Source organism: Clostridium sp. BIOML-A1 (assembly GCF_009874105.1).
Lineage (GTDB): Bacteria > Bacillota > Clostridia > Lachnospirales > Lachnospiraceae > Coprococcus.
The window spans coordinates 46751-71307 of sequence record NZ_WWTL01000005.1; the positions used below are offsets into that span (position 1 = coordinate 46751).

At 40.6% G+C, this 24557-nt stretch carries 25 protein-coding genes; 16 read left to right on the plus strand and 9 right to left on the minus strand.

The features are described from left to right. The 4 genes from GT641_RS05440 (at position 1) to GT641_RS05455 (ending at position 4840) form a co-directional block, all read left to right on the plus strand. Positions 1-1374 (plus strand): glycoside-pentoside-hexuronide (GPH):cation symporter, encoded by a 1374-nt coding sequence (locus tag GT641_RS05440; protein WP_008401624.1) that lies wholly within the window; start codon positions 1-3, stop codon positions 1372-1374. A 214-nt stretch (positions 1375-1588) separates the two neighbouring features. Beyond that, on the plus strand, positions 1589-2029 hold the full coding sequence (locus GT641_RS05445) for an Hsp20/alpha crystallin family protein (RefSeq protein ID WP_118482811.1): 441 nt from the start codon (positions 1589-1591) through the stop codon (positions 2027-2029). Positions 2030-2364: 335 nt separating this feature from the next. Next, positions 2365-3720, plus strand: a complete 1356-nt coding sequence (locus GT641_RS05450) for an AAA family ATPase (RefSeq protein ID WP_161117010.1) — start codon at positions 2365-2367, stop codon at positions 3718-3720. A gap of 157 nt (positions 3721-3877) precedes the next feature. Then, positions 3878-4840 (plus strand): beta-ketoacyl-ACP synthase III, encoded by a 963-nt coding sequence (locus tag GT641_RS05455; protein ID WP_117784645.1) that lies wholly within the window; start codon positions 3878-3880, stop codon positions 4838-4840. Positions 4841-5109: 269 nt separating this feature from the next. Here GT641_RS05455 and GT641_RS05460 read toward each other — a convergent pair whose 3' ends face one another. Further along, positions 5110-6468 (minus strand): citrate synthase, encoded by a 1359-nt coding sequence (locus tag GT641_RS05460; RefSeq protein WP_008401619.1) that lies wholly within the window; start codon positions 6466-6468, stop codon positions 5110-5112. 152 nt (positions 6469-6620) lie between these two features. Between GT641_RS05460 and GT641_RS05465 the strand changes: the two genes are divergently transcribed. From GT641_RS05465 to GT641_RS05475, 3 genes are read left to right on the plus strand one after another with little or no spacing between them, the layout of a single operon-like run. Further along, the gene (locus GT641_RS05465; protein WP_161117011.1) at positions 6621-7973 is read left to right on the plus strand and encodes a triacylglycerol lipase; all 1353 of its coding nucleotides are present in this window, start codon (positions 6621-6623) and stop codon (positions 7971-7973) included. A gap of 28 nt (positions 7974-8001) precedes the next feature. Beyond that, positions 8002-8910: a hypothetical protein gene (locus GT641_RS05470; RefSeq protein ID WP_119963089.1), complete on the plus strand. Its 909-nt coding sequence runs from the start codon at positions 8002-8004 to the stop codon at positions 8908-8910. A gap of 46 nt (positions 8911-8956) precedes the next feature. Then, positions 8957-9652: a hypothetical protein gene (locus GT641_RS05475; protein WP_008401616.1), complete on the plus strand. Its 696-nt coding sequence runs from the start codon at positions 8957-8959 to the stop codon at positions 9650-9652. A gap of 229 nt (positions 9653-9881) precedes the next feature. Here the strand turns inward: GT641_RS05475 and GT641_RS05480 are convergent, their stop codons facing one another. Further along, positions 9882-10211 carry a helix-turn-helix transcriptional regulator gene (locus GT641_RS05480; protein WP_161117012.1) on the minus strand — a complete coding sequence of 110 codons (330 nt, stop codon included), beginning with the start codon at positions 10209-10211 and terminating at the stop codon, positions 9882-9884. A gap of 146 nt (positions 10212-10357) precedes the next feature. Between GT641_RS05480 and GT641_RS05485 the strand changes: the two genes are divergently transcribed. Then, complete coding sequence (locus GT641_RS05485) at positions 10358-11080, plus strand: TraX family protein (protein ID WP_161117013.1); 723 nt, start codon at positions 10358-10360, stop codon at positions 11078-11080. Positions 11081-11119: 39 nt separating this feature from the next. Further along, positions 11120-11746, plus strand: coding sequence for a class I SAM-dependent methyltransferase (locus GT641_RS05490; protein ID WP_008401613.1), 627 nt, complete (start codon positions 11120-11122; stop codon positions 11744-11746). Between the two features lie 239 nt (positions 11747-11985). On the opposite strand, the gene GT641_RS05495 is transcribed toward GT641_RS05490, so the two are convergent. Beyond that, the gene (locus GT641_RS05495) at positions 11986-13254 is read right to left on the minus strand and encodes a transglutaminase domain-containing protein (RefSeq protein WP_161117014.1); all 1269 of its coding nucleotides are present in this window, start codon (positions 13252-13254) and stop codon (positions 11986-11988) included. Positions 13255-13469: 215 nt separating this feature from the next. On the opposite strand from GT641_RS05495, the gene GT641_RS05500 reads away from it, so the two are divergent. Beyond that, on the plus strand, positions 13470-13649 hold the full coding sequence (locus GT641_RS05500; RefSeq protein ID WP_008400542.1) for a DUF6472 family protein: 180 nt from the start codon (positions 13470-13472) through the stop codon (positions 13647-13649). Between the two features lie 111 nt (positions 13650-13760). Here GT641_RS05500 and GT641_RS05505 read toward each other — a convergent pair whose 3' ends face one another. Together GT641_RS05505 and GT641_RS05510 are read right to left on the minus strand one after the other, a co-directional pair. Then, positions 13761-15635 (minus strand): ABC-F family ATP-binding cassette domain-containing protein, encoded by a 1875-nt coding sequence (locus GT641_RS05505; protein WP_044944689.1) that lies wholly within the window; start codon positions 15633-15635, stop codon positions 13761-13763. A 315-nt stretch (positions 15636-15950) separates the two neighbouring features. Then, positions 15951-16208, minus strand: a complete 258-nt coding sequence (locus tag GT641_RS05510) for an HPr family phosphocarrier protein (RefSeq protein WP_008400539.1) — start codon at positions 16206-16208, stop codon at positions 15951-15953. A 375-nt stretch (positions 16209-16583) separates the two neighbouring features. On the opposite strand from GT641_RS05510, the gene udp reads away from it, so the two are divergent. From udp to GT641_RS05525, 3 genes are all read left to right on the plus strand, one after another. Next, on the plus strand, positions 16584-17360 hold the full coding sequence (udp, locus tag GT641_RS05515; protein WP_008400538.1) for a uridine phosphorylase: 777 nt from the start codon (positions 16584-16586) through the stop codon (positions 17358-17360). A gap of 141 nt (positions 17361-17501) precedes the next feature. Continuing rightward, complete coding sequence (locus GT641_RS05520; protein WP_008400537.1) at positions 17502-17753, plus strand: acyl carrier protein; 252 nt, start codon at positions 17502-17504, stop codon at positions 17751-17753. A 22-nt stretch (positions 17754-17775) separates the two neighbouring features. Further along, positions 17776-18822: a hypothetical protein gene (locus tag GT641_RS05525; RefSeq protein ID WP_008400536.1), complete on the plus strand. Its 1047-nt coding sequence runs from the start codon at positions 17776-17778 to the stop codon at positions 18820-18822. 421 nt (positions 18823-19243) lie between these two features. Here GT641_RS05525 and GT641_RS05530 read toward each other — a convergent pair whose 3' ends face one another. From GT641_RS05530 to GT641_RS05540, 3 genes are read right to left on the minus strand one after another with little or no spacing between them, the layout of a single operon-like run. Then, on the minus strand, positions 19244-20206 hold the full coding sequence (locus tag GT641_RS05530; RefSeq protein WP_161117015.1) for a hypothetical protein: 963 nt from the start codon (positions 20204-20206) through the stop codon (positions 19244-19246). Next, positions 20203-20430 carry a helix-turn-helix transcriptional regulator gene (locus tag GT641_RS05535; protein ID WP_161117016.1) on the minus strand — a complete coding sequence of 76 codons (228 nt, stop codon included), beginning with the start codon at positions 20428-20430 and terminating at the stop codon, positions 20203-20205. Before GT641_RS05535 ends, GT641_RS05530 begins: the two co-directional genes overlap by 4 nt. 14 nt (positions 20431-20444) lie before the next feature. Continuing rightward, the gene (locus tag GT641_RS05540) at positions 20445-21353 is read right to left on the minus strand and encodes a DUF2975 domain-containing protein (RefSeq protein WP_161117017.1); all 909 of its coding nucleotides are present in this window, start codon (positions 21351-21353) and stop codon (positions 20445-20447) included. A gap of 282 nt (positions 21354-21635) precedes the next feature. On the opposite strand from GT641_RS05540, the gene fliB reads away from it, so the two are divergent. The 3 genes from fliB to GT641_RS05555 all read left to right on the plus strand — a co-directional run bounded on the left by fliB (position 21636) and on the right by GT641_RS05555 (position 24144). Continuing rightward, entirely contained in the window at positions 21636-22718 is a 1083-nt protein-coding gene (fliB, locus tag GT641_RS05545) for a flagellin lysine-N-methylase (protein WP_161117018.1), read from the plus strand. A gap of 89 nt (positions 22719-22807) precedes the next feature. Then, complete coding sequence (locus tag GT641_RS05550; protein WP_161117019.1) at positions 22808-23374, plus strand: TIGR00730 family Rossman fold protein; 567 nt, start codon at positions 22808-22810, stop codon at positions 23372-23374. A gap of 29 nt (positions 23375-23403) precedes the next feature. Beyond that, positions 23404-24144, plus strand: a complete 741-nt coding sequence (locus tag GT641_RS05555; protein ID WP_021944452.1) for a DNA alkylation repair protein — start codon at positions 23404-23406, stop codon at positions 24142-24144. A 44-nt stretch (positions 24145-24188) separates the two neighbouring features. Here GT641_RS05555 and GT641_RS05560 read toward each other — a convergent pair whose 3' ends face one another. Further along, complete coding sequence (locus GT641_RS05560; protein ID WP_243143700.1) at positions 24189-24434, minus strand: hypothetical protein; 246 nt, start codon at positions 24432-24434, stop codon at positions 24189-24191. Between the last annotated feature and the right edge of the window lie 123 nt (positions 24435-24557).

Below are 24557 nucleotides of genomic sequence, written 5' to 3' on the forward strand. Positions count from 1 at the left end.
ATGGAAGAGAAGAAATATTTAAAATGGTATAATAAAGTAGGTTATGGTTCGGGAGATATCGCGGGAAATGTGGTATATGCGTTTCTGACATCCTTTGTCATGGTATATCTGACGGATACGGTCGGACTTGCTTCAGGTATTGTCGGCACACTGATCGCGGTATCCAAATTATTTGATGGATTTACGGATGTATTTTTCGGATCCCTGATTGATAAGACACACAGCAGACTGGGAAAGGCAAGACCATGGATGATCTATGGATATATTGGCTGTGCAATCACGCTGGTTGCATGTTTTGCAGTTCCAGCCGGTATGGGTAAGGCTGCACAGTATACATGGTTTTTCATTGCATACACATTGTTAAATGGTGTGTTTTACACGGCAAATAATATTGCGTATTCGGCACTTACCTCACTGATCACAAAGAACAGCAAAGAACGGGTTCAGATGGGTTCTTATCGGTTTATATTTGCATTTTCAACCAGCCTTTTGATCCAGACGATCACGGTCGGATTCGTGGACTGGTGCGGTGGAGATGCGGCGGCATGGAGATTAGTAGCAATCATCTATGCGATAGTTGGTCTTGTGGTAAATACGATCTCCGGTCTGTCTGTGAAGGAGCTTCCGGAGGAAGAATTAAACGATGGAGAGCCGAAGAAAACCGAGGAGAAGTATAGTCTGGTTCAGGCATTTAAGCTCCTTATTAAGAACAAATATTATATTATGATCTGTGGAACTTACATCTTGCAGCAGCTTTACAGTGCCATGATCGGTGCGGGTCTGTTCTATATGACATGGGTTCTTAAGAATAAGAATCTGTTCGGGCAGTTTGCCTGGGCAGTAAATATTCCCCTCATTATAGCACTGATATTTACACCGACGCTGGTTGGCAAATGGAAGGGCATGTATAAGCTGAACCTTAGAGGATATATCATAGCGGTTATTGGCAGAGCCTTGGTTGTTGTTGCCGGCTATATTGGAAACATCCCGCTTATGCTGGCATTTACAGCTCTTGCAGCGCTAGGCCAGGGACCTTGGCAGGGAGATATGAATGCGGTTATTGCTTCCTGTTCCGAATATACCTACCTGACACAGGGAAAGCGGGTTGACGGAACTATGTACTCCTGTACTTCGCTTGGTGTAAAGATCGGAGGAGGAATCGGAACGGCGGTTGTCGGCTGGCTCCTTGAACTGTCCGGTTATAAAGGAACGATGGCGGTTCAGCCACAGTCGGCTCTTGATATGATGCAGTTCATGTATCTGTGGCTGCCGTTGATATTTGATATACTAATCCTGCTTATACTTTCCAGAATGAATGTGGAAGCGGCAAATGAAAAGCTTAAGGCAGAGCGGGGGATGTGTGCAGGAGAATAATCTACAAGACTTCACAGATTTTTCACAAAAATTATTAGCACTCGCTATTGACGAGTGCTAATACAAGTGGTATAACATAATTAGAACGAAGGAGAGGACATCAGATAGAGACTGATGGAGGTTCCGGAGTTCCGGAAAAATAACAATTACGTGTTCTGACAATGGTCAGCACACAAAAGAATAAAATGTATGTATTTGAATGGAGGAATGACTTATGTTGATGCCTAGTATTTTTGGAGAAAATTTATTTGATGATTTTTTTGATGATTTTGCACGTCCTTATAAAGTGACAACAGGTTATACACAGCCTGCTAATATTATGAAGACAGATGTAAAAGAGACCGAAGGTTCATTTGAACTGGATATTGATATGCCTGGTTACAAGAAAGAAGATGTAAAGGCAGAATTGAAGGATGGTTATCTGACCATCACAGGTACAACGAAGAAAGAAACAGGCGATCAGGACAAGAAAGGCAAATATGTCCGCCGTGAAAGATATTGTGGTTCTTGCAGCCGTAGCTTCTATGTTGGTAAGGCAGTTGAAAAGGAAGACATCAAGGCAAAATTTGAAGATGGTGTTTTAAAGATCAGCGTACCAAAGAAAGAAGAGAAGCCAAAGGTTGAGGAAAGTAAATATATTTCAATCGAAGGATAAAATGCTCCATTCTCTGTACAGACGGAATAGCAAAGTAACACACGCATTCCTCTGAAAGGAAATGTTAATCATATAAGACCCCAAAAAAGCCGGTGCTTTTGCGTAACTGCGTAAAAGCACCGGTTTTTTAATTTATAGAGTAATTTTGCAAATGAAGAAAAGCGTTACAAATCGACCTGTAAAAATGAGAAAAATGTTACCGAAATATACAAATAAATGCGAAATATGTTATATAAACATGTAAAAAACAAAGAAAAACGTTACAAATTGCCTTGCAAAAACAAAGAAAAACGTTACAATAATATATATAATGTTTATTTTATGGAGAGAAAGAAATGTTACAAAGAAAAGTATATCAGGAACTGTTGAAGTGGAAAAATAGTAAAAAAGGAAAAGCATTATGTGTAATTGGTGCAAGGCAAATTGGAAAAACAACATTAATTCGTGAATTTGGAGCAAATGAGTATGAATATTTTGCAGAAATTAATTTTGTAACCGATAAAAATGCTTTTAAAATATTTGATGGAAAGCTGACTGTCAAAACAATCATAACGAATATGACAGCTTATCTACAGACACGTCTGGAACCGGGAAAGACATTGATTTTATTTGACGAGGTGCAGGAATGCCCACAGGTAAGAGCCGCAATAAAATTTCTTGTGGAGGATGGAAGATTTGATTATATAGAATCAGGTTCGCTGTTGGGAGTCCGGTATAAAGAAATCAGTTCATATCCGGTTGGTTTTGAACAGATATTACAGATGTATCCTCTTGATTTTGAGGAGTACATGTGGGCAAATGGTATACAGTCATCAACATTTGAATATTTGAAAGGGTGTTATGATAATACAACGAAGGTTTCAGATTCCATACATGAAACATTAAGCAAGCTGTTTTATAGTTATCTTGTGGTAGGTGGAATGCCGGAGAATGTACAGATTTATGTAGATACACATGATATAGCAAAGGTTGTTATGAACCAGAGAAGTATTTTGGATTTATATCGATTGGATATTGCAAAATACGCATCAGAGAATGAGAAAGCAAAGATCAAAGCAATATATGATGGCATTCCATCCCAGTTAAATGAAAAAAATCGCAGATTTAAACTTAGTAGTATCCATCCGGATGCCAGAATGTTACGATACGAGGATTGCTTTAACTGGCTGACAGATGCAGGAGTCGCACTGGCATGTTATAACGTAGCAGAACCTCAGCCGCCATTGCAGTTAAGCGAAAAGAGAAATCTTTTCAAATTGTATATGGGTGATGTCGGTTTGCTGTGTGCGGCTTGTATGGAAAATGTTCAGTTCGATCTGCTAATGGGAAACGTGGATGTTAATATGGGGAGTATTCTTGAAAATGCGTTTGCACAGAACCTTCATGCAGGTGGCTTTCATTTGAATTATTATGATTCAAAAAAGATTGGAGAGTTAGATTTTGTATTACAAAGAGGTTTGTCGGTTGAGCTTGTAGAAGTAAAATCTGGAAATGATTACCATAAACATAAAGCGTTGGATCGTGCATTACAGGTTGAAAACTGGAAATTTAAAGAGTCGGTTGTCTTTTCAAAAGGAAATATAGAGTCAGAGAATGGGATCACATATCTGCCCTGGTATATGGTCATCTTTTTTCATCAGGAAAAAGAGCCAGATCAGATGATATATGAAATAGACCTAAGCGACTTATAAAAGGAATGCACATAGATTCTTTACAGGGAATTGCTGGAATTGGTATGTTATGTTATACTAAGCGGGATTAAACAATGCAGGAAGATATATAGACCGAATGAAAACAAGCCTAAAATGAGGGATATATAACAATAAAAAAATACAAAGGGGAAAACCTATGCCAATAAGAATAATGGGAACCGGAAGCTTTTTACCGGAAAAAAATGTGTCAAATACAGACCTTGAGAAATATGTAGACACTTCGGACGAGTGGATCTCCAGTCGTACCGGAATTAAGAATAGAAGAATCGCAGTACATGAGACAACTGCAGGAATGGCAGCAGAGGCTGCAAAGAAAGCCTTGGAGATGGCAGGAAAAGAAGCAATCGATGTAGAACTGATCGTGCTTGCAACAGTAACACCGGATTATTATACACCGAGTGCTGCATGTCAGGTTCAGGCGGAACTTGGTGCAGACAATGCCATTGCATTTGATGTAAATGCTGCATGTTCAGGATTTGTATTTGCACTCAATGTGGCAAAAATGTACATCGAGACAGGCTTTGTTAAGAATGCACTGGTAATTGGTGCGGAGACATTATCCAAGATCCTCGACTGGAACGATCGTGGGACCTGCGTGTTGTTTGGAGATGGAGCAGGTGCAGCGTATCTGGAAGAATCCGACAAGGGAATTATTAGTGTAGTACAGGGATCAATCGGTAAGAAGGGAATGGTTCTGAACTGCGAGAGCAGACGTACTCACAATATATTTACGGAAGATGGAATTGAGCATGATTATCTGCATATGGATGGACAGGAAGTATACAAATTCGCTGTCAGACAGTGTCCGAAGTGCCTGCTCGAAGCACTGGAAAAGGCAGATATGACAGCCGATGATATTGATTATTTCGTTCTTCATCAGGCAAATGTCCGTATCATCGAATCAGTAGCAAAGCGGTTAAAAGCGCCGATCGAGAAGTTCCCGATGACACTTGGATATACCGGAAATATGAGTGCTGCCAGTGTACCTGTCATGCTCGACAGTCTGGTGCGTGATGGCGGCTTAAAACGTGGTGACAAGGTTGCAATGTCAGCATTTGGCGCCGGCTTAACCTATGGTGCGATCGTCCTCGAGTGGTAGGGCTTGCGTCTAACTATCTCGATCCTATACTTGTTATTCCGCAAAACGCTTTCGCTCTATTCCTCAACGCAGCGGTACATAAGGTTGCAAAAGACGCAACCTAAGTACCGGCGTTCGGAAAGGTTTGCTTCATAACAATATAGGATCGAGATAGATGAACGACAGAGTGCAAACGCCTTGCGGAATAATATGTAATGCTATTTTCCATTTCGTTTCAAAGTCACCTGGACAGGACTGATTAGCTGTAAGCTGCTACAGTCTCTTTTATATTATCGTTCGTTGATAGGAACGTACTCTTTAATCTCTGCAATGCTGGTGTAGGCAGGACGGATGATCTTGTAGGAATTAACAAGCTCTTCCATACGGTGTGCGCTCCAACCGACTACTCGTGCGATTGCAAATAACGGAGTAAACATCTCAGCTGGAATCTTTAACATTTTGTAGAGAAGTCCGCTGTAATAATCAATATTGATACAAACACCTTTGTAGATCTTACGTTCTTCGGCAATGATCTCAGGTGCAATACGCTCGATCATCTCATAAAGGGCATATTCTTCGTCCATACCCTTTTCGGCTGCCAAAAGCTTTACATATTTCTTGAATTCCAGAGCACGGGGATCGGATATGGAATAGAATGGATGTCCCATACCATATACGATACCGGTCTTGTCATATGCTTCCCGGTTGACGATCTTACGAATGTACTCGCCAACTTCTTCCTCATCTGTGATATCGGATACATTGTCACGGATATTTTTCATCATACCCATAACCTGATAGTCACCGCCACCGTTTAAAGGTCCCTTTAAGGAACAGAGGGCAGCAGCCATTGTTGCATATGTATCGGAACCGGAAGAGGTTACAACACGCGTTGTAAAGGTTGAGTTGCTTCCACCGCCGTGTTCCATATGAAGTACCAGTGCCAGATCCAGTACACGAGCTTCCAGACGGGTGTATTTCCGATTGGAACGCAGGGTACTTAATATATTTTCGGCAAACGATAATTCAGGAAGCGGCTTATGGATATAACAGCTCTTGCCAAGTTCGTAATGGCGGTATCCCTGATAGGAATAAACAGCCAGACGAGGGAACATACTGATCAACTGGATACACTGCTGTAATACATTTTCCAGAGAGTTGTCACCCATCTTTTTATCGTATGAACCAAGGGCCAGTGTACTCTTTGTCATATTTGCAATAATATCGGCAGTCGGACTCTTCATGATCACATCCTGGATGAAATGATGCGGCAGATCATAACTGATATTTAAAACCTGCTTGAAGTTCTGAAGCTCCTTTTCATCCGGCAAAACGCCGAATAACAGGAGATATGTACATTCCTCAAAACCAAAACGATTATCCAGAAAAAATCCTTTGATCAGATCATGAATTTCGTAACCACGATAGTAGAGCTCTCCAGCACATGGAACACGATTGCCGTTTTCATCTGTTGTAAATGATTTACTGAGAGAGACATTCGTGATTCCGGCATTGATACCGATACCGTTTAAATCACGGAGACTACGTTTTACACCATATTTTTCATATAAGGCATCGTCAATGCTATTGTTTTTGATACACATATCCAGATGGCTCTTTGTGAAAGGGCCGATATTATTAATTGACATTTCAATTTCCTCCTGTGAATAGGATAATACTAAAAGTCATTATCGCATTTTTTTATAGAGAATGCAATGAAATAATTGTAGCAAGGCAGCACATGCTTTGGTATAATTAGTATGGTTACAAAAAAGGAGAGTGTATAAAACGGAGGATATACATGAGAAAAGGGAGATTGGCGGTTGTTACAGTCTTTGGAAGCCTTGCAGTCGGGCTTGCTGCCTGTACGGTATTGTCAGGCAGAGTTTATAATAGCGTGTTGTACGATATTGTTCCATGGCTTGTTACGGGGATGGTCTGTGTAATACCGACGGTATTGTGCGGAAAACTGGAAACACCAAGACTTAGCAAATGCAGAAACGGCTGTATGCAGCTATTTGTATTCTGTGTATCCACAGTGCTTACAATTATATATACCGTTTTATGTATGGCAAAAGTTCTTCCGGCTGAATATATACCGACAAATGGGAAAATGTGGGTATTTCATATATTGACAGCGATTCTTGTGGAAGCAGTTGTGTTCTGGAATGGAATGATCCGGATATATCTGACGTCAGAACAGCTTGGTATCAAATGGAGAGGGATCGGAGCTGTATGTGGCATGATACCGGTTGTAAATCTGGTCGTACTTGGGAAGATACTTCGCTTGACGATAGGAGAGGTTTCATTTGAAAATGATAAGGTTCGATTGAATCGGGAACGGAATAAAGAGCAGATCTGCAAAACAAAATACCCGATTCTGCTGGTGCATGGTATCTTCTTCCGGGATTTCAAATTGTTAAATTACTGGGGAAGAATTCCAAAGGAACTGGAGACAAATGGTGCAGTTCTTTTTTATGGCAATCACCAGTCGGCAGCATCGGTTCCGGCATGTGCGCAGGAGCTGGATGCAAGAATCCGGGAGATCGTAACTGAAACGGGCTGTGAAAAAGTAAATGTGATCGCACATTCAAAAGGTGGTCTGGATATGCGCTATGCCTTATCAGAACTTGGTACAGATCGGTATGTTGCATCACTAACAACGATAAATACACCGCACCGGGGATGTGAATTTGCAGATTATCTGTTAAATATTGTTCCGGAAAAAGAGCAGCAGGGCGTGGCAAAAGCGTATAATGCAGTATTTAAAAAACTGGGCGATGATTCGCCGGATTTTCTGTTGGGAGTAAAAGATCTGACAGCTTCGGCATGTAAAGCCCTAAATGATAAATTACATGATGCACAGGGCGTGTTATATCAGAGCGTTGGTTCGAGGCAGAATGTGGCAGGAAATGGCAGATTTCCGCTGAATTATACATATCGATTGGTAAAATATTTTGATGGAGCAAATGATGGACTGGTAGGCGAAAAATCATTCCCATGGGGAGCAGATTTCAAATACCTGACTGTGGAGGGGAAGCGTGGAATCTCGCATGGAGATGTGATTGATCTAAACCGGGAAAATATTCCGGGATTTGATGTCCGGGAATTTTATGTGAAGCTGGTTCATGATTTAAAAACAAAGGGATATTGATATATAAAAGAAAAGGAGCAGTATGATGATGGGAGAAAAAAAGCGAGTTTCAAATGCAGCAGGAAAAAAGAAAGCAAATCAAAACACTGCAAAAAACGGCAGGCGGCCATCCTCGGGTAGAAAAAGACGCAGAGGCATGACGGCAAATCAGTTTATATTGATAATGGCAGTTGTTGTCGGAATCATTCTGGTATTTACAGTCAGTAAGATCATGCAGAATCGCTATATGAAGGTGACAAAGATAGGAAGTGAATATGCACTTGGAACACCGTTTGATATAAAGAATTATGTGCAGCCGGTAAATGATAAAGCAACAGTAGAATGTGATGAAGCTGATTTTCAGCCGGATAAGGTCGGACCTTATAAGGTGAAATATACAGTTAGATGCGGCAGGCTAAAGAAACATAATATAGTTACGATAGAGGTTGTGGATCATGATTTCCCGGATATAACGGGACCTGAGAAAATTGGCGTGCTCAAAGGGGAGATGGTCGATCTGTTGAAATATTATAATGTAAATGATTCTGAACCGAATCTGGCAGATAAGCTCACGATCGATCAGGAAATAGACACCAGTGAAGGCGGATATGCAGAGTATACTCTCCGCGTGATTGACTGGGGAAATAATTCAGCATCCAAGACGATTACGATCGGTGTATTTGATTTTACAGATGATCAGAGGGCTGTGGCGCTGGCGGTAAGGGAATATAACCGGGAATTTAGCAGTGCTGTAACAGACAGCGGTGTATATTATATGGAAAAAGATGATACAACCGGTTATGTGTTGATCGGAAGTGATAATGTATATGAAGCAGGTGCTGATAACAGCTGCACCAGAATCGAGGCAGATGAGAATCTGATCCAGTCAATCCAGAGCAATGGTTCATGGATGGAGATAGGCGGCTATTCCTACTTCAATTACAATATACAGGAATAATCATTGGTGGCAGAGACGCTATAGTATTCTTTTAGAGGGGTATCGTATGGATAATACAGAGTTATTTTTAGACAAATATAAGGAACTTGAGAATGCGGCAATCAATGAATTCAAGCTTCCGCCGGATGGTTCGGCGGTTGCAAAGCTGGAAAAGAGAAGTGAGTTCAAAGATATTCGATTTGAACTTAACTACTGTCGAGAGGTTCGAAATCTTCTGCAGCATAACCAACGTTTGGATGAGGAATTCGCCGTGCAGCCGGGGAAGAAAATGATTGAGCTTCTGGATATGGTTCTGGATCGCATCAAGAATCCTGTACGGTGTATGGATATCGCAGTACCATTTAATGATCTGGTATGGCGATCTCTGGATGATCCGGTTATGCCGGTTATACGGATCATGAATGACAGAAATATTTCCCATGTGCCAATCTTAAAGGATAAAAGAGTGGTGGGAGATTTCAGTGATAACTGTATCTTTCCTTATCTGCTGGGTGATACAAACTGCCACATCGATGAGAAAACTCGGTTTCGAGATCTGCAGGAATATATCGAATTGGAGAAACACCCATCAGAACGCTTCCGATTTGTCGCATATGACGAAAAGGTATCCAATATTAAAAAATACTATGAAGAAAGCAGGAGAGATCATGAACGTATCGGATTGATCTTCCTGACCGAGACAGGACACCCGGACGAACGTCTGCTGGGAATTCTGACTTCATGGTTAATTATAGGAAATTAAAAAGATATCAGGAGCGCAGGGCTACAGCCACAACCAGCCTGATGGTATATTGACGTACTACAATTTCTATTCAATGTGTATTGCCGGTAAATACTTTTGTGCAAACTCGTCCTTCGGACTCAAACATGCACCCGTATCTACCGGCAATATGCATTTCATAACGAAATTTTCGTTAATGTCAATATACCATCAGGCTGGTTGCGGCTGTAGCCCCACGCTCCTGATTTTTTTATTCTATAGATGACATATAGATGTTCAGCAGCTTAAGTGCGGTATCCTGCACTTTAGGCGGGCTGTCATTTAACTGCGATAGAATTTCATCTTTATATTCTTGAAATGCCGGCGGTTCTTCTGTCAAAATATCATTTGGCGTTATATGAAGTACGCTGCATATTCTCAGCAAAGTATCAAGTCTCATATTTACATTTCCACGTTCAATATCAGCATAGGTTCGATCTGACAATCCTGCTAATTCAGCAACCTCTATCTGTGTCAAATGCGCTTTCTTTCTGAATTGAAGCAGTTTATTTCCTATCACATGAAAATCCGATATTATCACAGAAATACCTCCTTGTAATTTACATATAGGAATTATACTTCTTATTTAAATTGACAAACAGGAGCTATAACTGTATAATGGCAGGAAGAAAAGTTCCTATATATGTGTAGTATTACTACATATAAGTAAAAAATGCGGAGGAGAAAATGAAAGCAGATAATTTACAAAAGAATACCGGATTGAATGCAAATACCCTGAAACTGATCGCGGTAATAGCCATGGTTGTACAGCATGCGACGATTGTGTTCTATCCAACAGAGAATGCACTACACTGGACCTTGTATGCAGTAGGAAGGATAACAGCGCCTGTTATGTGTTTCATGATAGTAGAGGGATACTATCACACATCGAATATTAAAAAGTATTTGATGCGTTTGTTTATAGCGACCCTGATATCACATGTACCTCATGCACTGGCATTTGGATATTCACCATATGAGTTCTGGAAAGTGACAAGTATTATGTGGTGTCTGTTTTTAGGTTTGCTGGCATTAGTGATATTCAATAAGAAAGAAATACCACTGATCTTAAGACTGTTCGGTGTCGGTATTTGCTGCATTTTGTCATTCCCCGGCAATCTGAATTGCATTATCGTTCTGTGGATAATGGCATTTGGTGTATTCAGAGATAGTAACCGGAAGAAATATACAGCGTTTTTCATCGTTACACTGTGCTATCTTGCAGAATTCTGGGTTATAAGCTCACATGGAATACCATGGATCAGACTGGTATCGTTATTGGCAATTCCGTTATTGATGATGTACAACGGCATGCTTGGTAAGAAAAGCAAATGGATACAGTATGGATATTATCTTTTTTACCCGCTTCACCTTTTGGTGTTATATGGTCTGAAGATGTTGATCGGATAAATGGATGATAAATAAAAAGCAAAACAAAGGAGAATTAAAATGAGTAACTATAGTTTTGGAGTGCGCACTAAGAGATGGATCAGATTTTCAATTAACTATATAAAAGAAAGAATGCGTGGTCTCGATTTCAGTATGGTCTATGTCGGAGATATCCAGAAAAATGTAGCAGAATTTCATGGCTACAGTATGACAGATGAGAAAGACATGAAACGTATGCTGAAGGCCATCCCGGTCAATCCAAGTGAATGTTCATTCCTTGATGTAGGATGCGGAAAAGGAATCTGTATGAAATGTGCGGTTGAAAGCGGATATGGCAAGGTTGCCGGTCTGGATCTGGATAAGCACTTGTTAGGTATCGCAAAAAAGAATATGTCTATTTTAAAAATGGATGTAAGATTGATAAATGCAAATGCTGTGGATTTTGACGGATATGCTGATTTCGATGTTTTCTATTTCTACAATCCTTTTGGTAGAAGCGTTTTTGAGCAGGTTATAGAGAAAATCAAGGAAAGTCAGAAGACAAGAAACCGTGATATCTGGATAGCATATTATCATCCGGTATTCAGTGAATTATTTGATAAGGCAGGCTTTGAATTGAAAAATGAAGTAAAAGATAAGACCAGAGATACAACTACAAAATTCTACTATATGCCAAAGTTGAAATAAAAAAGATATCAGGAGCGCAGAGCTATGGTCACAACCAGCCTGATGGTATATTGACGTACTGCAATTTCTATTCAATATATATTGCCGGTAAATACTTTTGTGCAAACTCGTCCTTCGGACTCAGACATGCACTCGTATCTACCGGCAATATGTATTTCATAACGAAATTTTCGTTAATGTCAATATACCATCAGGCTGGTTGTGACCATAGCTCTGCGCTCCTGATATTTTTTTATATATTATGATAATGGTGGACGACGAAGTTCGTTGTCCAGTTCGGACTGATCGATAGCGATCGTCTTTGTATTCTTGATTTTTTCTATACGTCTCTTCCGGCGACGCTTATGGATATGTTTGATCAGAGTGATGATCAATAATAAGATAACACCGATACTGATCAGAACAACAGATAAGCCATAACGATCCAAAATCTTATCAAAAAGATTGTAATTATCTTCCTGCCAAATATTCTCCTGTTCCAGAGTTGACTGGATACTGTTTATACTGTGCATTGTTCCTTTACAGGTTGGGATTCCCGGCAGCCAGTCAGATGCTGGCGTCAGATTCTTTGCCTGTTCACTTGTAATATTGAAATAATCGTAGATCAGGACATTTTTACCGGACGTTGTCTCAGGATCATCATATGCAAGATCGACAATGTACCAGCCATCATCAAGACATACCATGTTCCATGCGTGGGAATTATAGGTTTCAGAATCCTTGTCTTCTTCAGAAGATGATGTCACATTTCCTTCTACATAGATGCATTTAACACCGAGATAGTCCATAACGGCTTTAAATGCTTTAGCATATCCAAATGAAGTCGCACTTTTATGTTTGGAGTTAAATACTCCGTCTACACTGTAGCACCATGAATCTCCGGAATGAGAAGCTTCGCTTTCCGTATCAAAATAAGTATCATCAATAATTGCATTATGGATCAAATATTCTTTTTGGTAGTCAGGAAGATCTTTATCTAAATTATCTGCATAATTGGAGATGACAATATTTGCATTATTTCGGACAATCTCCCGGGTATTCCCGTTTGCATAATCATCATAGCAGATGATCTGTACTTCATAGCAAACCGAACCGCCATCTAAGGATTTAGCATTGTATTTGAAATCAGGTGACATCCAGAAATACATTGGGTTATCTGCAAGAACTGCATTTACAACACTCTGCATACCGGATGCGCCAATAACTTCCCAGTTTTTACTGGTTACATTAATCGTGAATGCTTTGTAATAATGAGTTTCGCCTGATTCACGATACTCCGCATTCTGATTGGATTCGTGGTAAGCATTGGCTGCTTCTTGTAACTGATTATATACATTTTTGTATGCATCATTGTCAAACCTGTTATAATAATACTTCGTTGTATCAATATCTGCATAGACATTGGTCTCTTCTGTCGTATCATCCGTTGTATTATCCGCGGCAAGTACGGTCATATTCGGTAATACAAGGATAATTGTCATCAGAAATAGTAGTAATTTCTTTCTCATAAACACACCCCGATCCATATCTTTTACGATGAAAAGATTATAAATTTATACTTTGTCATTTTACCACAGAGTGGAAACTATTACCAGTAAAAAACGCTTTTCTGTAAGCCTGCCCAATAGATTTCGGACTAACGCTTGAAATGGGAATGAAAAATGTGTAATATTGACTAAACATAGAGTAAAAATAATGAGTATGTTACAGAAGGAGTGCTGATATGGGAGCATCAAGTTGTGATTTATGTGCACATTACGTGTATGATGATGAAGATGATTTTTCAGAGTGTATGGTGAATATGGATGAGGATGATTATGCCAGATTTATAACCAGTTCATATGAAAGTTGTCCGTATTTCCAGTTGGATGATGAATATAAAGTAGTTCGAAAGCAGATGTAAGAAAAGCACACGTTGGCTGAAGAAGTATATATAAAATATACTATCAGACAATGTGTGCTTTTTATATAAGAATCGGATGCAGTCTGAAATGAGAGAGCGCCTGATCTGTGATCACGCGTGATCCTCCGGCGACTTTTTGAAGGATTCCACCAGATCGGTCAGATATACATATCGATCCATCAGGTGTTCCAGCTTCATTTCAGCCGATTCTTTTTCAGCCATCAAGTGATTCAGCTTTGTAAAATCAGTTGCGGCAGCTGCAATCTCACGATCTAATCCGTCTATCTTTTCTTCGCAGATCATGATATCGTTTTCAATATTGTCATATTCACGCTGCTCATTAAAGGATAATTTGGTCTTTGTGCGTTTTGGTGCAGCTTCTTTTTTGGAAGCATCTGATCTTTCTGTGACTGATGGTGTATTCTTTCGTGAAGCCGTAATATTTGCTTTGCCTGCACATTCAGTGTCACTTACAGATTTCGCTGAATTTGCAAATGAACCATGTTCCAGATAATAATCGGTATAACTTCCTTCGAACTGGTTGATGTGTCCTGTTCCGTCATAGACGAATAAACGTCTGACAACACGATCCAGAAAATAACGGTCATGCGATACAACGATCAGGATACCGGGGAATGAGTCCAGATAATCTTCCAGAATGCAAAGAGTTGATATGTCCAGATCATTGGTAGGCTCATCTAAGATCAGAACATTCGGAGAACCGGCAAGTACTTTTAACAGATAGAGTCTTCGTTTTTCACCACCGGATAATTTACCGATCTTCTGATACTGAAGGGTCGAGTCAAATAAAAATTCTTCGCATAGGGTAGAAGCAGGCATATATCCGTCAATTGTTCGGATGAATTCTGCCTTTTCCTTTACATATTCCAATACACATTTATTATCATCTAAAGGTTCATTCTCCTGAGAGAAATAACCGATATTTACCGTTTCTCCAACCTCGATATAGCCACTGTCCGGTTCCAGAATACCCGTGATCAGTTTCATCAGTGTGGATTTGCCGCAGCCATTTGGACCTGTAATACCGATCCTGTCGGTTCTTAAAAAGTTATATGAAAAATGCTCAATCAACGGATGAGACATTCCCGGAAAACTCTTTGATATGTCGTGCAGCTCGATCGTTTTATTACCTAGCCGGGTCGTGATCGAATTTAAGGTTACGGATTTATCCATCTCGATCGGTTTCTCGGCGGATAGAACTTCAAATCGCTTAATATGTGCTTTTTGTTTGGTGCCTCTGGCTCTTGCGCCGCGTTGGATCCATGCAAGCTCTTTACGAAGGATTGTTTGGTGTTTTCTCTGAGTGGCCAGAGCGATATTTTCCCGTTCTGCCTTAAGGGCAAGGAAGCCTTCATAGTTTGTTTCATAACGATAGATGTATCCTTTATCGATCTCTGCGATCCGGTTTGTTACACGGTCAAGGAAATATCTGTCATGAGTGACCATGACTAGCGCACCTTTATAATTGTTCAGATATTCTTCCAGGTATTCCGTCATATCGTTGTCCAGATGGTTCGTTGGTTCGTCTAAGACCAGAATATCACAGTTGGACAGCAGAGCGGCAGCAAGTGCAACTTTTTTCTTCTGACCGCCGGAGAGGGTGGAAACCGGAATACCGGTATCGTTAAAGCCGAGCTGATCAAGAATTGCTCTGGCATCACCTTCAATGCTCCATTTATTTTCTTCCGTGCTGTTGGCGGTTATAACATGTTCGTATATTGTTTCATTGTCGTCAAATGTCGGGCTCTGTGGAAGATAATTGACAACAATGTTGTTCCCACGCACTACAAGCCCTGCGTCACAGGTATCTAAGCCTGCGATCATTTTCAATAAGGTTGATTTTCCGGTTCCGTTGATTCCGATTACACCGATCTTATCACCACTGTTGACGGAGAAATCAGCTCCCTTGAAAAGCACTTTATCTGTATACGCCTTGTGGATATTTTTCATAGTTAATAAGTTCATTTGTATTTCCCAAACCATTCTTTATATTTGTTTCTTATAGAATAGACTGTTGATATTATGTGGCAGTACACTACTACTATACTGGAAACTGCACTTATTTTATGATGGTTTCCCGGCTACGTCAATAAGAGTTTTACGCACACTTGCCTCCGTGCGTTTAAAATATATAAAACAGATAAGAGATTATTATTTTACACAAAAAAATGCAGGAAAATGAAAAAAGGATATCCGCATATTGTGACCGGATATCCTTTTTTACGACTGCTCTTATAGCTCCTGTTTGTCGTATATTCCTTTTATTAAATGTAAGTTGCCTTATGCGACTGCTGGTTCAGCAATGAAAGGCTTCAGTGTTGACATGTATGAATCGGAAATACCATCATAGAATTTTACGGTTAATTCATCTCTCAGATCGAGACTGATAACACCAAGAATAGATTTTGCATCTACCATATAGTTTTTGTTTGTAGCTGATATATCGACATCGCCATGATATCCTCTCATTACATCTACAAACTGCTTTACTTCATCAACGCTGCTTAATTTTACTTTAATGTCAGTTGATTTAGCCATAAAACTCGCCTCCTTGATTTGTTGAACAATTTATAATCCTTTTTTTTGCTAAAGTCAAATTATGAAAGTGTGAACAAAAAGCAAAATTATTACCAATTTCTAAAATTTTTTAAAGTAAATAGAAATTTCAGCTTAAAGAAATTCAAAAATCGGCATTTTTTAGTTAAGGATATTCATTTATATGTAGTAAAACTGTAATGGTGTTACAAATTGCTATGAAAAATTTGTACAAAATAGGAGAAATTGGTGATTTTGGTGTATATTTTCGGTATAATACAGGTAAATAGCAGTTGATATGTATCTGCTTTTGTACAAATAGCTGTAAAAAAACAGGGATTGATCGGAACAAAAGCAGACAGAAACGGAGGTGGAAGTATGATCTATCAGGAAGAATCAGGACGGGAATATCACATAAAGACAGGGAAGAACGAGATCGGAAAATATGTGATCCTGCCGGGGGATCCGAAGCGGTCAGCGAAGATCGCAGCTTATCTGGATGATGCAAAGCTGGTTGCGGACAACCGGGAATTCGTGACCTATACCGGATATCTGGAGGGCGAGAAGGTCAGTGTAACATCGACCGGTATCGGCGGACCATCAGCAGCGATTGCATTGGAGGAACTGGTGCATTGTGGCGCAGATACATTTATAAGGGTTGGAACCTGTGGTGCGATGCAGTTAGATATCATGGGAGGGGATATCGTGGTGGCAACCGGTGCTGTCCGGATGGAGGGTACATCAAAGGAATATGCTCCGATCGAATATCCGGCTGTTGCAAGCTATCCGGTCATTCAGGCACTGACAAAAGCCTGCGAGACGACGGGAGTCCGATACCATACCGGAGTTGTTCAGAGCAAGGATTCCTTCTATGGACAGCATGAGCCGGGAACCAAGCCGGTGTCCTATGAACTGGAAGCCAAATGGGAGGCATGGAAGCGGATGGGCTGTCTGGCGTCCGAGATGGAGTCCGCGGCGTTATTTATCGTAGGGGCTTATCTGGGCGTGAAGGTCGGAGCCTGTTATCTGGTAGTCGGAAATCAGGAGCGGAAAGCAGCGGGACTTGAGAATCCACTGGCATACGATACGGACATGGCAGTAAAGACCGCGGTTGAGGCAGTCCGGCAGTTGATTCTGGATGCAGGGAAAGAATAAAATCTATTAATATAATAAGAAGTTATTGAAAAAAAATGTTAAAACATATACAATGTTTATAACGGTATTTGGTAAATATTAACAAAAAGAACCTGACGATATAATTTTTCGGGTTCCAAAATATCAGATAGGAGGTCAGTAATGGACAGAAAGGATTTGGAAGCAAAGGTTTTACAGGCTGTAGCTTGTGTTATGCCGGAGATTGACATCAGCAAGCTTGACATGACAGCCGAGTTGACAAAAGAATATGGGGTTAATTCTGTATCGATTATTCAGTTGATCGTAGAACTTGAAAATGATTTCAATATTGAATTTCAGGATTCAGAACTCGCATTGGGTTTGTATTATGATATGAATGATGTGGTTGCCGCTGTTGCAGCCAAGTTGAACTAGAGAAGATAAGGGAGGTATAATCATGAGCAATAAAAAGATATTGCCGGTCAGCTACCCAATGATTACATCATGGCAGTGGCATGCAACATTATTCTCAATTCTGGGGGATGACGAAAAGGCTAAGAACTGGATCTTCAGCAATTACATCCAGCTTAGATGTTATAATATTGAGGAGATTTTCACAGGAGATGAGATGCTTCTGGCAGATATGATGCCGGGAAGCAGTTCTTTGAAGGAGTGTCCATATCTTCTGTTCTCACTGATGACAAAAGAGCAGGTAGAGAGCTACTGTGGAGATATCATTAACTTCATTATTAAAACGATCGACCTGAACGGATATGTCTATGGTGTATTTGACGAGGCAAAGATTCTGTGCGATTCCGGTGCAGATTACAAATTCCCACATGAGTTATTTATCTTTGGCTATGATAAGGATAAGGAAGAATTTCATGTTGGTGATTTTACGTTTGGTGAGCATTATTCTTATTCAACTGTATCCTTTGAGGATGTTAAACGGGGTTACGATATCATAACAGCATCCGAAGATCATATGTTTAAGGATGATTATAAAGGCAGACGTGGTTTATATGTGATCCAGAAGAATACCGCTGAGATGTATTATGATCTGGATGTGGCATATATCAAGGATACATTGGTTGAATATCTGGACGCAAAGGATTCCAAGAATCATTTCCGTATGATGAGAAATCGTTTCTCAGATACAGTATTCGGTGTAAATGTATACGATGCAGTATATAAGCAGATCGAAAAGCAGCTTTCAGGAGATGAGCCTGATTTTGATATCCGTGCACTTCACCTGTTATACGATCATAAGGTTCTGATGAATGAACGCCTGAAATATATGATGGCAAAAGGTGTATTGGCTTATGATAATGAGATTCTTGACGAGTACATGGAGGTTGTCAACAATATGCTGACAGCAAGAAACCTTCTGATCAAGACATCCATCACAGGAAATGTGAACTGCCTTGATCGTTTTGAGAAGTATATCATGACCGCAAAGGCCAAAGAGATTGAGGTCCTCAACAAGGTTGTCGAGAGACTTTAAGCCAGCGGATGAAAACACTACGTATATATTCAAGAAACAGAACTCAGGCTGGGCTTATACTATTATGAAGCAAACCTTTCCGAGCGTCGGTACTTAGGCTGCGTCTTGTGCAGCCTTATGTACCGCTACGCCGAGGAATAGAGCGAAAGCGTTTTGCGTAATAATAGATATAAGCCCAGCCTGAGTTCTGTTTCTTGAAATGTATATACCGCGGTGTTTTCTGTTTGTGGAAGAGCCAAAGACAGAAAAATATAGCCGGCTGTTCGGCAACAGATATTTTCATGAAGCAAGCCTATTCGAATGTCGGTTCTTAGCGATCCACGGAAGTGGGAGCTTAGTACCGTTACATGAGAATAGAGCGGGAGCGTCTTGCGGAATGAAAAGTATCTGAGCCGGACAGCCGACTATATTTTTCGTCCATCTATTTCACTATATGGATCTCTGAAGGCTGATAGTAAAAGCTGTCGGTTGCGATATAGCGGTTGCGGTAGTCAGGATCTGTGTTTTCTGCGTCATCATCCGTATGAGCAAGGACATCGTAGGATACGATGCCTTTGGTGGACACTTCCTTTATGAGCAGATAGGAAGCACCTTTTAAGGATATTGGTTCATCGGTGAGGGTGGCTGCTTTTTGTGTGTCGCTCCAAAGTACGGTATTGTCATCGGACATACCATAGAAGGTGTAGCTGTTTACAGGATCAGAAATGGATCGTATCGTAAGGGAGATCGTATTCGTTGTAGTGGCATTGGAATCGATGCCCGATTCTGTGTAGCTTTCAGAGAAGGTTTGAGTCGTTGATTCGCCTTCGTTCATGATTGAAACAGGAGAGCCGGGTGTTATAAAGAGATCACCATTTTCTTTCTGATAGATTAGATTCAGATAGATATAATAAAGATCTGAATCTGTGGAATAATCTGTTTTGTCCGGATCAACATAGAGAGTGCCGGAAAGGGATAAGGAAGCTTTTGCGGTACCATCGGGTGGATACATATAATTGCTTTGACCGATTAGTGTATGGGATGAAGACTCATAGGAGGTAGTGCTCGTTCCATCGGAACCGGAAATGTTTATAGATGGTTCAGCCATCATATCGGAACAGAACGAATAATAAAAATTTCCTTCTTCTTTGGATACATCAACTTTAATTGCAGCCAGATAGCAGCCGGAGATATCGGGATTATCCGGTTTGAAAGTATCTGTTTTCTGATCATATGTGCAGGAAATCGGTTCTTCCTGATCATCCAGAGGTGTTGCTGTACAATAGATACCAACCAGATGCTTGGTAACTGCAGATGGGGTATTTTCTTTCTTTGCAAGCTGACAGCCGGAAAGGACAGTCAGAACTAAAAGGGTCAGTATACTTATAGATAAAAATTTCTTCATGCTTCTTCCTCCTCATCAAGATTTCCGTCAAATGACAGAATATCGCCTACATCACAGTGCAGGTAGTAACATATTTTATTGATGGTTGTAAATCGGACACCTTTTGCTTTTCCGCTTCGCAAAATGGAAAGATTTGCTTCGGTTATGCCGATCTTTTTGCATAATTCTTTAGAAGTCATATTATTTTCTTTTAAGACTTTATCCAGATTGATCTTAATTGCCATATGAAACCTCCGTATTAAATGAATGCTTCATTTTCTTCTTCCAGCGTGTGTGCTGTCTCGAATTTCTTTGCAAGGATAAATGCCGTTACGGTCAGAAGTATCTCTATAATAGGAAGAGATACGGTAAAGGTCGTATCTGAAAGTGACGGAAGTATAAGAAGCTGCAGGATGTTCCGAACAACTTCAAGTACTGCCGTGATGCAGAGAACTCTTACACACAGATAGGAGAGTGCCCCTGCATCCTGGATCGTCTGATCGGTGAAATGATTGTCTTTCAGAGAACGACACAGCCGGAAGGATGCGATCAATACCCAGATGAATAACAGGGATGGAACCAAGTCGCAGAGGAGTAACGGAATGCGGTCAGACTGAAATGATCCCATGCTGCCATTATCAAGCATAACAGCACCATCTTCTGATGATATGATCCGGGAATACAGGTCGGGACCTGTTTGATCTGCAGAAGCCCATAGTTTTGGAAGCTTTATGAAACAGATATTAATGATTGATATGATCATTACAAGAATGATGAAAACCTGTGCGATCTTTGCCAGATTGATCTCGTTTGCATGCCGGATCATGGCAAGAACCCGGAGAATGATGTAACAGATAAAGATGGACCATAGGGTTGTCGATATTGCCAGATCGATCATAGGTATCGAATAACGAAAATAGGGGGTCATAAGCCCCGGATTTATCATCAGGTAAATGCCGATAAAGAGGGCAGCAGAGCATACGAGTAACAGATAGTCTGCACGGATCTTCTTTTTCCTCAGACAAAGAAGCAGAAATGCGATTGCCGGGAGACAGCAGATAATGATATAAAGTATGATCGCGATACAGTTACCGGAGTTTCCGGATAATGAAAGCTTTCGAAGCCATACTGCGATCCATTCAAACGGAGTTGTAAAAATCTGATTCATGGTTATATCCTTTCTGATAGCTAATTTTATCTAAAAATTATCGAAAAACAATAATTACAGTTTCAAAATATCATTAAAATTATCGTTTGTCAATAATTTCTATGGATTGTGAGCTTGATTCATTTATGCAGGTCTAATATAATAGGAATTGCCGTGTTCAGGTTTCGTATCATTTGTTTGAAGGATAGATAAAATGGTCGTTGGCATTTCAACACCGGCAAAAGGGAACATGGGAGAGTAACATTCTCAGTGACGATAAATAAATGTTTGTGAGGCAGAGATATGATTTATTCTTATCCGGATTATTATAAAAAGTTTAGATGTATAGCGGACAAATGCCCGGACACCTGCTGTTCTGACTGGCAGATCGTGATCGATGATGAATCACTGGAAAAATATCGAAATTACGCAGGAGAATACAGGCAGACACTTCATCGGAATATACAGTGGGAAGAAGGCGTATTCGGACATAACCGGAAGGGCAAATGTGCATTTTTGCGGGATGATGGACTGTGTGATATGTATAAGCATATGGGAAAAGACAGCTTATGCACGACCTGTCGGGAATATCCAAGGCATACGGAAGAATTTGAAAATATAAGAGAGATTTCATTATCGCTTTCCTGCCCGGAGGTGGCAAGGATATTGATGCAGAAGACAGATCCGGTAACATTTGTCTGTGAAGAAGACGATGAGGAAGAAGTATTTGAGGATTATGATTATTTCCTGTTTTCCAATCTTGAGGATATCCGGGAGGAGATTTTGAAGATTATCCAGAACCGGGAAGAAAGTCTGAAAGCAAGGATCAGAAAAGTATTGCAGATCGGTGCTTCCGCACAGAGACATTATGAAGAAGGGGATCTGATCGACTGGGATGAATGTGAGGATACAGATAAAGTCTGCGTGAAAGATGAATATGAACTGTTCCGGAAGCATATGAGATTCCTGTCAGAGGAGCTGGAGCTGTTATATCAGGACTGGGATGATGTGTTGGTGGAATCCGAAGTGCTTTTGTTTGATCTGGGGGAAGCCGGTTTCACAGAGAATAAGAAACGATTTCTGTCATGGTGGGGAAACAGCAGCCTGCCTTCACTTGAGATCGTGCTGGAGCAGATCGTTGTTTATTTTATCTCGATCTATTTGTTAGGTGCGGTCTATGATGGGAATATTCTTGGTAAAATAGATTCCGCGGTGGGACATGTGACAGTAATCTTCCTGCTGCTTCTCGCCAGATGGATAAAGTGCAGTGAGAAGTTAGAGATGGCTGATCTGATCGAACTGGTGTACCGGTATTCCAGAGAGATCGAACATTCGGATGAGAATCTCGACCGGGTGGAAGAACTGGACTGGTTTATAAGAATATAATTTGAATTTCAGTGAACTCTATAGCATACTATAGGATAAGGTCGCTCGCAGAGCGATGAACAGTGATAAAAGAAAAATGGAGTAGCAGTATGAATATATGTATATTTGGTGCATCCAGCAATGACATTGATCAGGCATACATGGATGCGGTTTTTAATCTTGGAAAGAAGCTGGCAGAGAGAGGACACACATTAGTATTTGGTGCGGGTGCAAGAGGACTTATGGGGGCTGCCGCCAGAGGAGCAAGTGCCGGAAATGGTGAGATCGTTGGCGTTGCACCGACATTTTTTAATGTGGACGGCATCATATATGACAAATGTACAGAGCTGATCCGGACAGAGACGATGCGTGAGCGGAAACAGATCATGGAGGATCGGAGTGATGCATTTATCATGGTGCCGGGTGGAATCGGAACATTTGAGGAATTTTTTGAGGTGTTGACTTTAAAGCAGCTTGGACGGCATGGCAAGGCGATCATCGTCTATAACCAGGATGGATTCTTTGATTCCCTGTTTCAGATGATGGATGAATGTGTCGAGAAGGGTTTTATGAACCATGTAACAAACGAGATCTATCAGGTGATGACAGATACAGATGAGATCCTTTCTTATCTGGATGGCTATACACCGGAGGTCGGCAAGGTATTTAAATTTTAAACGATATGGGCGCAGGTGCAGGAGGAAAAATGGGAGATACGAATGAATATACAGTTCACGATCTGGTACGGGATGAGTTGTATAAAAATATGGATGTTGAATATGGAAAATTTACAGCGAGTCTGTCACCGGGAGCAGGAAATATCATCGGCGTGCGTATTCCGGTGCTGCGCAAAATGGCGAAAGAGATCGCGTCTGTAAACTGGAAGGAGTATCTGGATGGCGCAAGGGATGATACCTTTGAAGAAGTCATGCTACAGGGCATCGTGCTTGGCTATGCCAGAGGAAAGATCGACGACATTCTCACATACATGGGACGGTTCATACCAAAGATCGATGACTGGTCGATCTGCGATACCTGCTGTAATACATTTAAGATCGCAAACCAGTATCAGCAGGAAGTGTGGGATTTCCTGATGCCATATCTGGACGAGCAGGGAGTAATCGATGGCAAGCCTGCTAACGAGAGAAATCGTGAGTTTGAACTGCGGTTTGTAGCAGTTATGATGTTGAATTATTATCTGAATGATGCCTATATTGATAAGGTGTTATATGCATACGATCATATGAAGAATGATGGCTATTATCTGAAAATGGGTGTTGCATGGGGACTTGCAGAAGCTTATGTAAAATGCCCGGAGCCGACGAAGGTATTTTTAAATAATAACCATCTGGATGATTTCACATTTAACAAAGCAATCCAGAAGATGCAGGAATCCTTCCGTATCACACCGGAGGAAAAAGCTGCACTCAAGGCAATGAAGCGGTAGAGTATAGGTCAAAATATTTGAGGAATGATTAGAAATCATATGCTCTACAGGAATTTGTCCAGCTCGGCTTCTACCTGTTTTCTTTTTTTGATCTTTGGATGATCGATGATCGTGTCGCCTGTGATAACCATTTCCGGATTGCGCAGAGCACGCAGATCTTCCAGAGGATTCTTTGCGGTAACGATCATATCCGTCATTTTTCCTTCCTGTACCAGAATACAGAGCCCTTCCTGTATCTGCATATCTTTTGTTCCGTTCAAGATTTTTCCGTTTGTAAATGCGTAATTCATAATCATTCCACATTTCCAAGAAATTGTTATTTTAAATATACAATAGCATGTGTGGGTTGGCAAGGCGCGGCTGCTTTGTCCGGGCATTTTATATGTTTTGTTGTGAAGGCCATAGAAGTGTGA

Excerpts from the sequence above, each read along its gene's own strand:
- GT641_RS05440 (WP_008401624.1), top strand. The coding sequence starts at position 1 with ATGGAAGAGAAGAAATATTTAAAATGGTATAATAAAGTAGGTTATGGT.
- GT641_RS05445 (WP_118482811.1), top strand. The coding sequence starts at position 1,589 with ATGTTGATGCCTAGTATTTTTGGAGAAAATTTATTTGATGATTTTTTT.
- GT641_RS05450 (WP_161117010.1), top strand. The coding sequence starts at position 2,365 with ATGTTACAAAGAAAAGTATATCAGGAACTGTTGAAGTGGAAAAATAGT.
- GT641_RS05455 (WP_117784645.1), top strand. The coding sequence starts at position 3,878 with ATGCCAATAAGAATAATGGGAACCGGAAGCTTTTTACCGGAAAAAAAT.
- GT641_RS05460 (WP_008401619.1), bottom strand. The coding sequence starts at position 6,468 with ATGTCAATTAATAATATCGGCCCTTTCACAAAGAGCCATCTGGATATG.
- GT641_RS05465 (WP_161117011.1), top strand. The coding sequence starts at position 6,621 with ATGAGAAAAGGGAGATTGGCGGTTGTTACAGTCTTTGGAAGCCTTGCA.
- GT641_RS05470 (WP_119963089.1), top strand. The coding sequence starts at position 8,002 with ATGGGAGAAAAAAAGCGAGTTTCAAATGCAGCAGGAAAAAAGAAAGCA.
- GT641_RS05475 (WP_008401616.1), top strand. The coding sequence starts at position 8,957 with ATGGATAATACAGAGTTATTTTTAGACAAATATAAGGAACTTGAGAAT.
- GT641_RS05485 (WP_161117013.1), top strand. The coding sequence starts at position 10,358 with ATGAAAGCAGATAATTTACAAAAGAATACCGGATTGAATGCAAATACC.
- GT641_RS05490 (WP_008401613.1), top strand. The coding sequence starts at position 11,120 with ATGAGTAACTATAGTTTTGGAGTGCGCACTAAGAGATGGATCAGATTT.
- GT641_RS05495 (WP_161117014.1), bottom strand. The coding sequence starts at position 13,254 with ATGAGAAAGAAATTACTACTATTTCTGATGACAATTATCCTTGTATTA.
- GT641_RS05500 (WP_008400542.1), top strand. The coding sequence starts at position 13,470 with ATGGGAGCATCAAGTTGTGATTTATGTGCACATTACGTGTATGATGAT.
- GT641_RS05505 (WP_044944689.1), bottom strand. The coding sequence starts at position 15,635 with ATGAACTTATTAACTATGAAAAATATCCACAAGGCGTATACAGATAAA.
- GT641_RS05510 (WP_008400539.1), bottom strand. The coding sequence starts at position 16,208 with ATGGCTAAATCAACTGACATTAAAGTAAAATTAAGCAGCGTTGATGAA.
- udp (WP_008400538.1), top strand. The coding sequence starts at position 16,584 with ATGATCTATCAGGAAGAATCAGGACGGGAATATCACATAAAGACAGGG.
- GT641_RS05520 (WP_008400537.1), top strand. The coding sequence starts at position 17,502 with ATGGACAGAAAGGATTTGGAAGCAAAGGTTTTACAGGCTGTAGCTTGT.
- GT641_RS05525 (WP_008400536.1), top strand. The coding sequence starts at position 17,776 with ATGAGCAATAAAAAGATATTGCCGGTCAGCTACCCAATGATTACATCA.
- GT641_RS05530 (WP_161117015.1), bottom strand. The coding sequence starts at position 20,206 with ATGAAGAAATTTTTATCTATAAGTATACTGACCCTTTTAGTTCTGACT.
- GT641_RS05535 (WP_161117016.1), bottom strand. The coding sequence starts at position 20,430 with ATGGCAATTAAGATCAATCTGGATAAAGTCTTAAAAGAAAATAATATG.
- GT641_RS05540 (WP_161117017.1), bottom strand. The coding sequence starts at position 21,353 with ATGAATCAGATTTTTACAACTCCGTTTGAATGGATCGCAGTATGGCTT.
- fliB (WP_161117018.1), top strand. The coding sequence starts at position 21,636 with ATGATTTATTCTTATCCGGATTATTATAAAAAGTTTAGATGTATAGCG.
- GT641_RS05550 (WP_161117019.1), top strand. The coding sequence starts at position 22,808 with ATGAATATATGTATATTTGGTGCATCCAGCAATGACATTGATCAGGCA.
- GT641_RS05555 (WP_021944452.1), top strand. The coding sequence starts at position 23,404 with ATGGGAGATACGAATGAATATACAGTTCACGATCTGGTACGGGATGAG.
- GT641_RS05560 (WP_243143700.1), bottom strand. The coding sequence starts at position 24,434 with ATGAATTACGCATTTACAAACGGAAAAATCTTGAACGGAACAAAAGAT.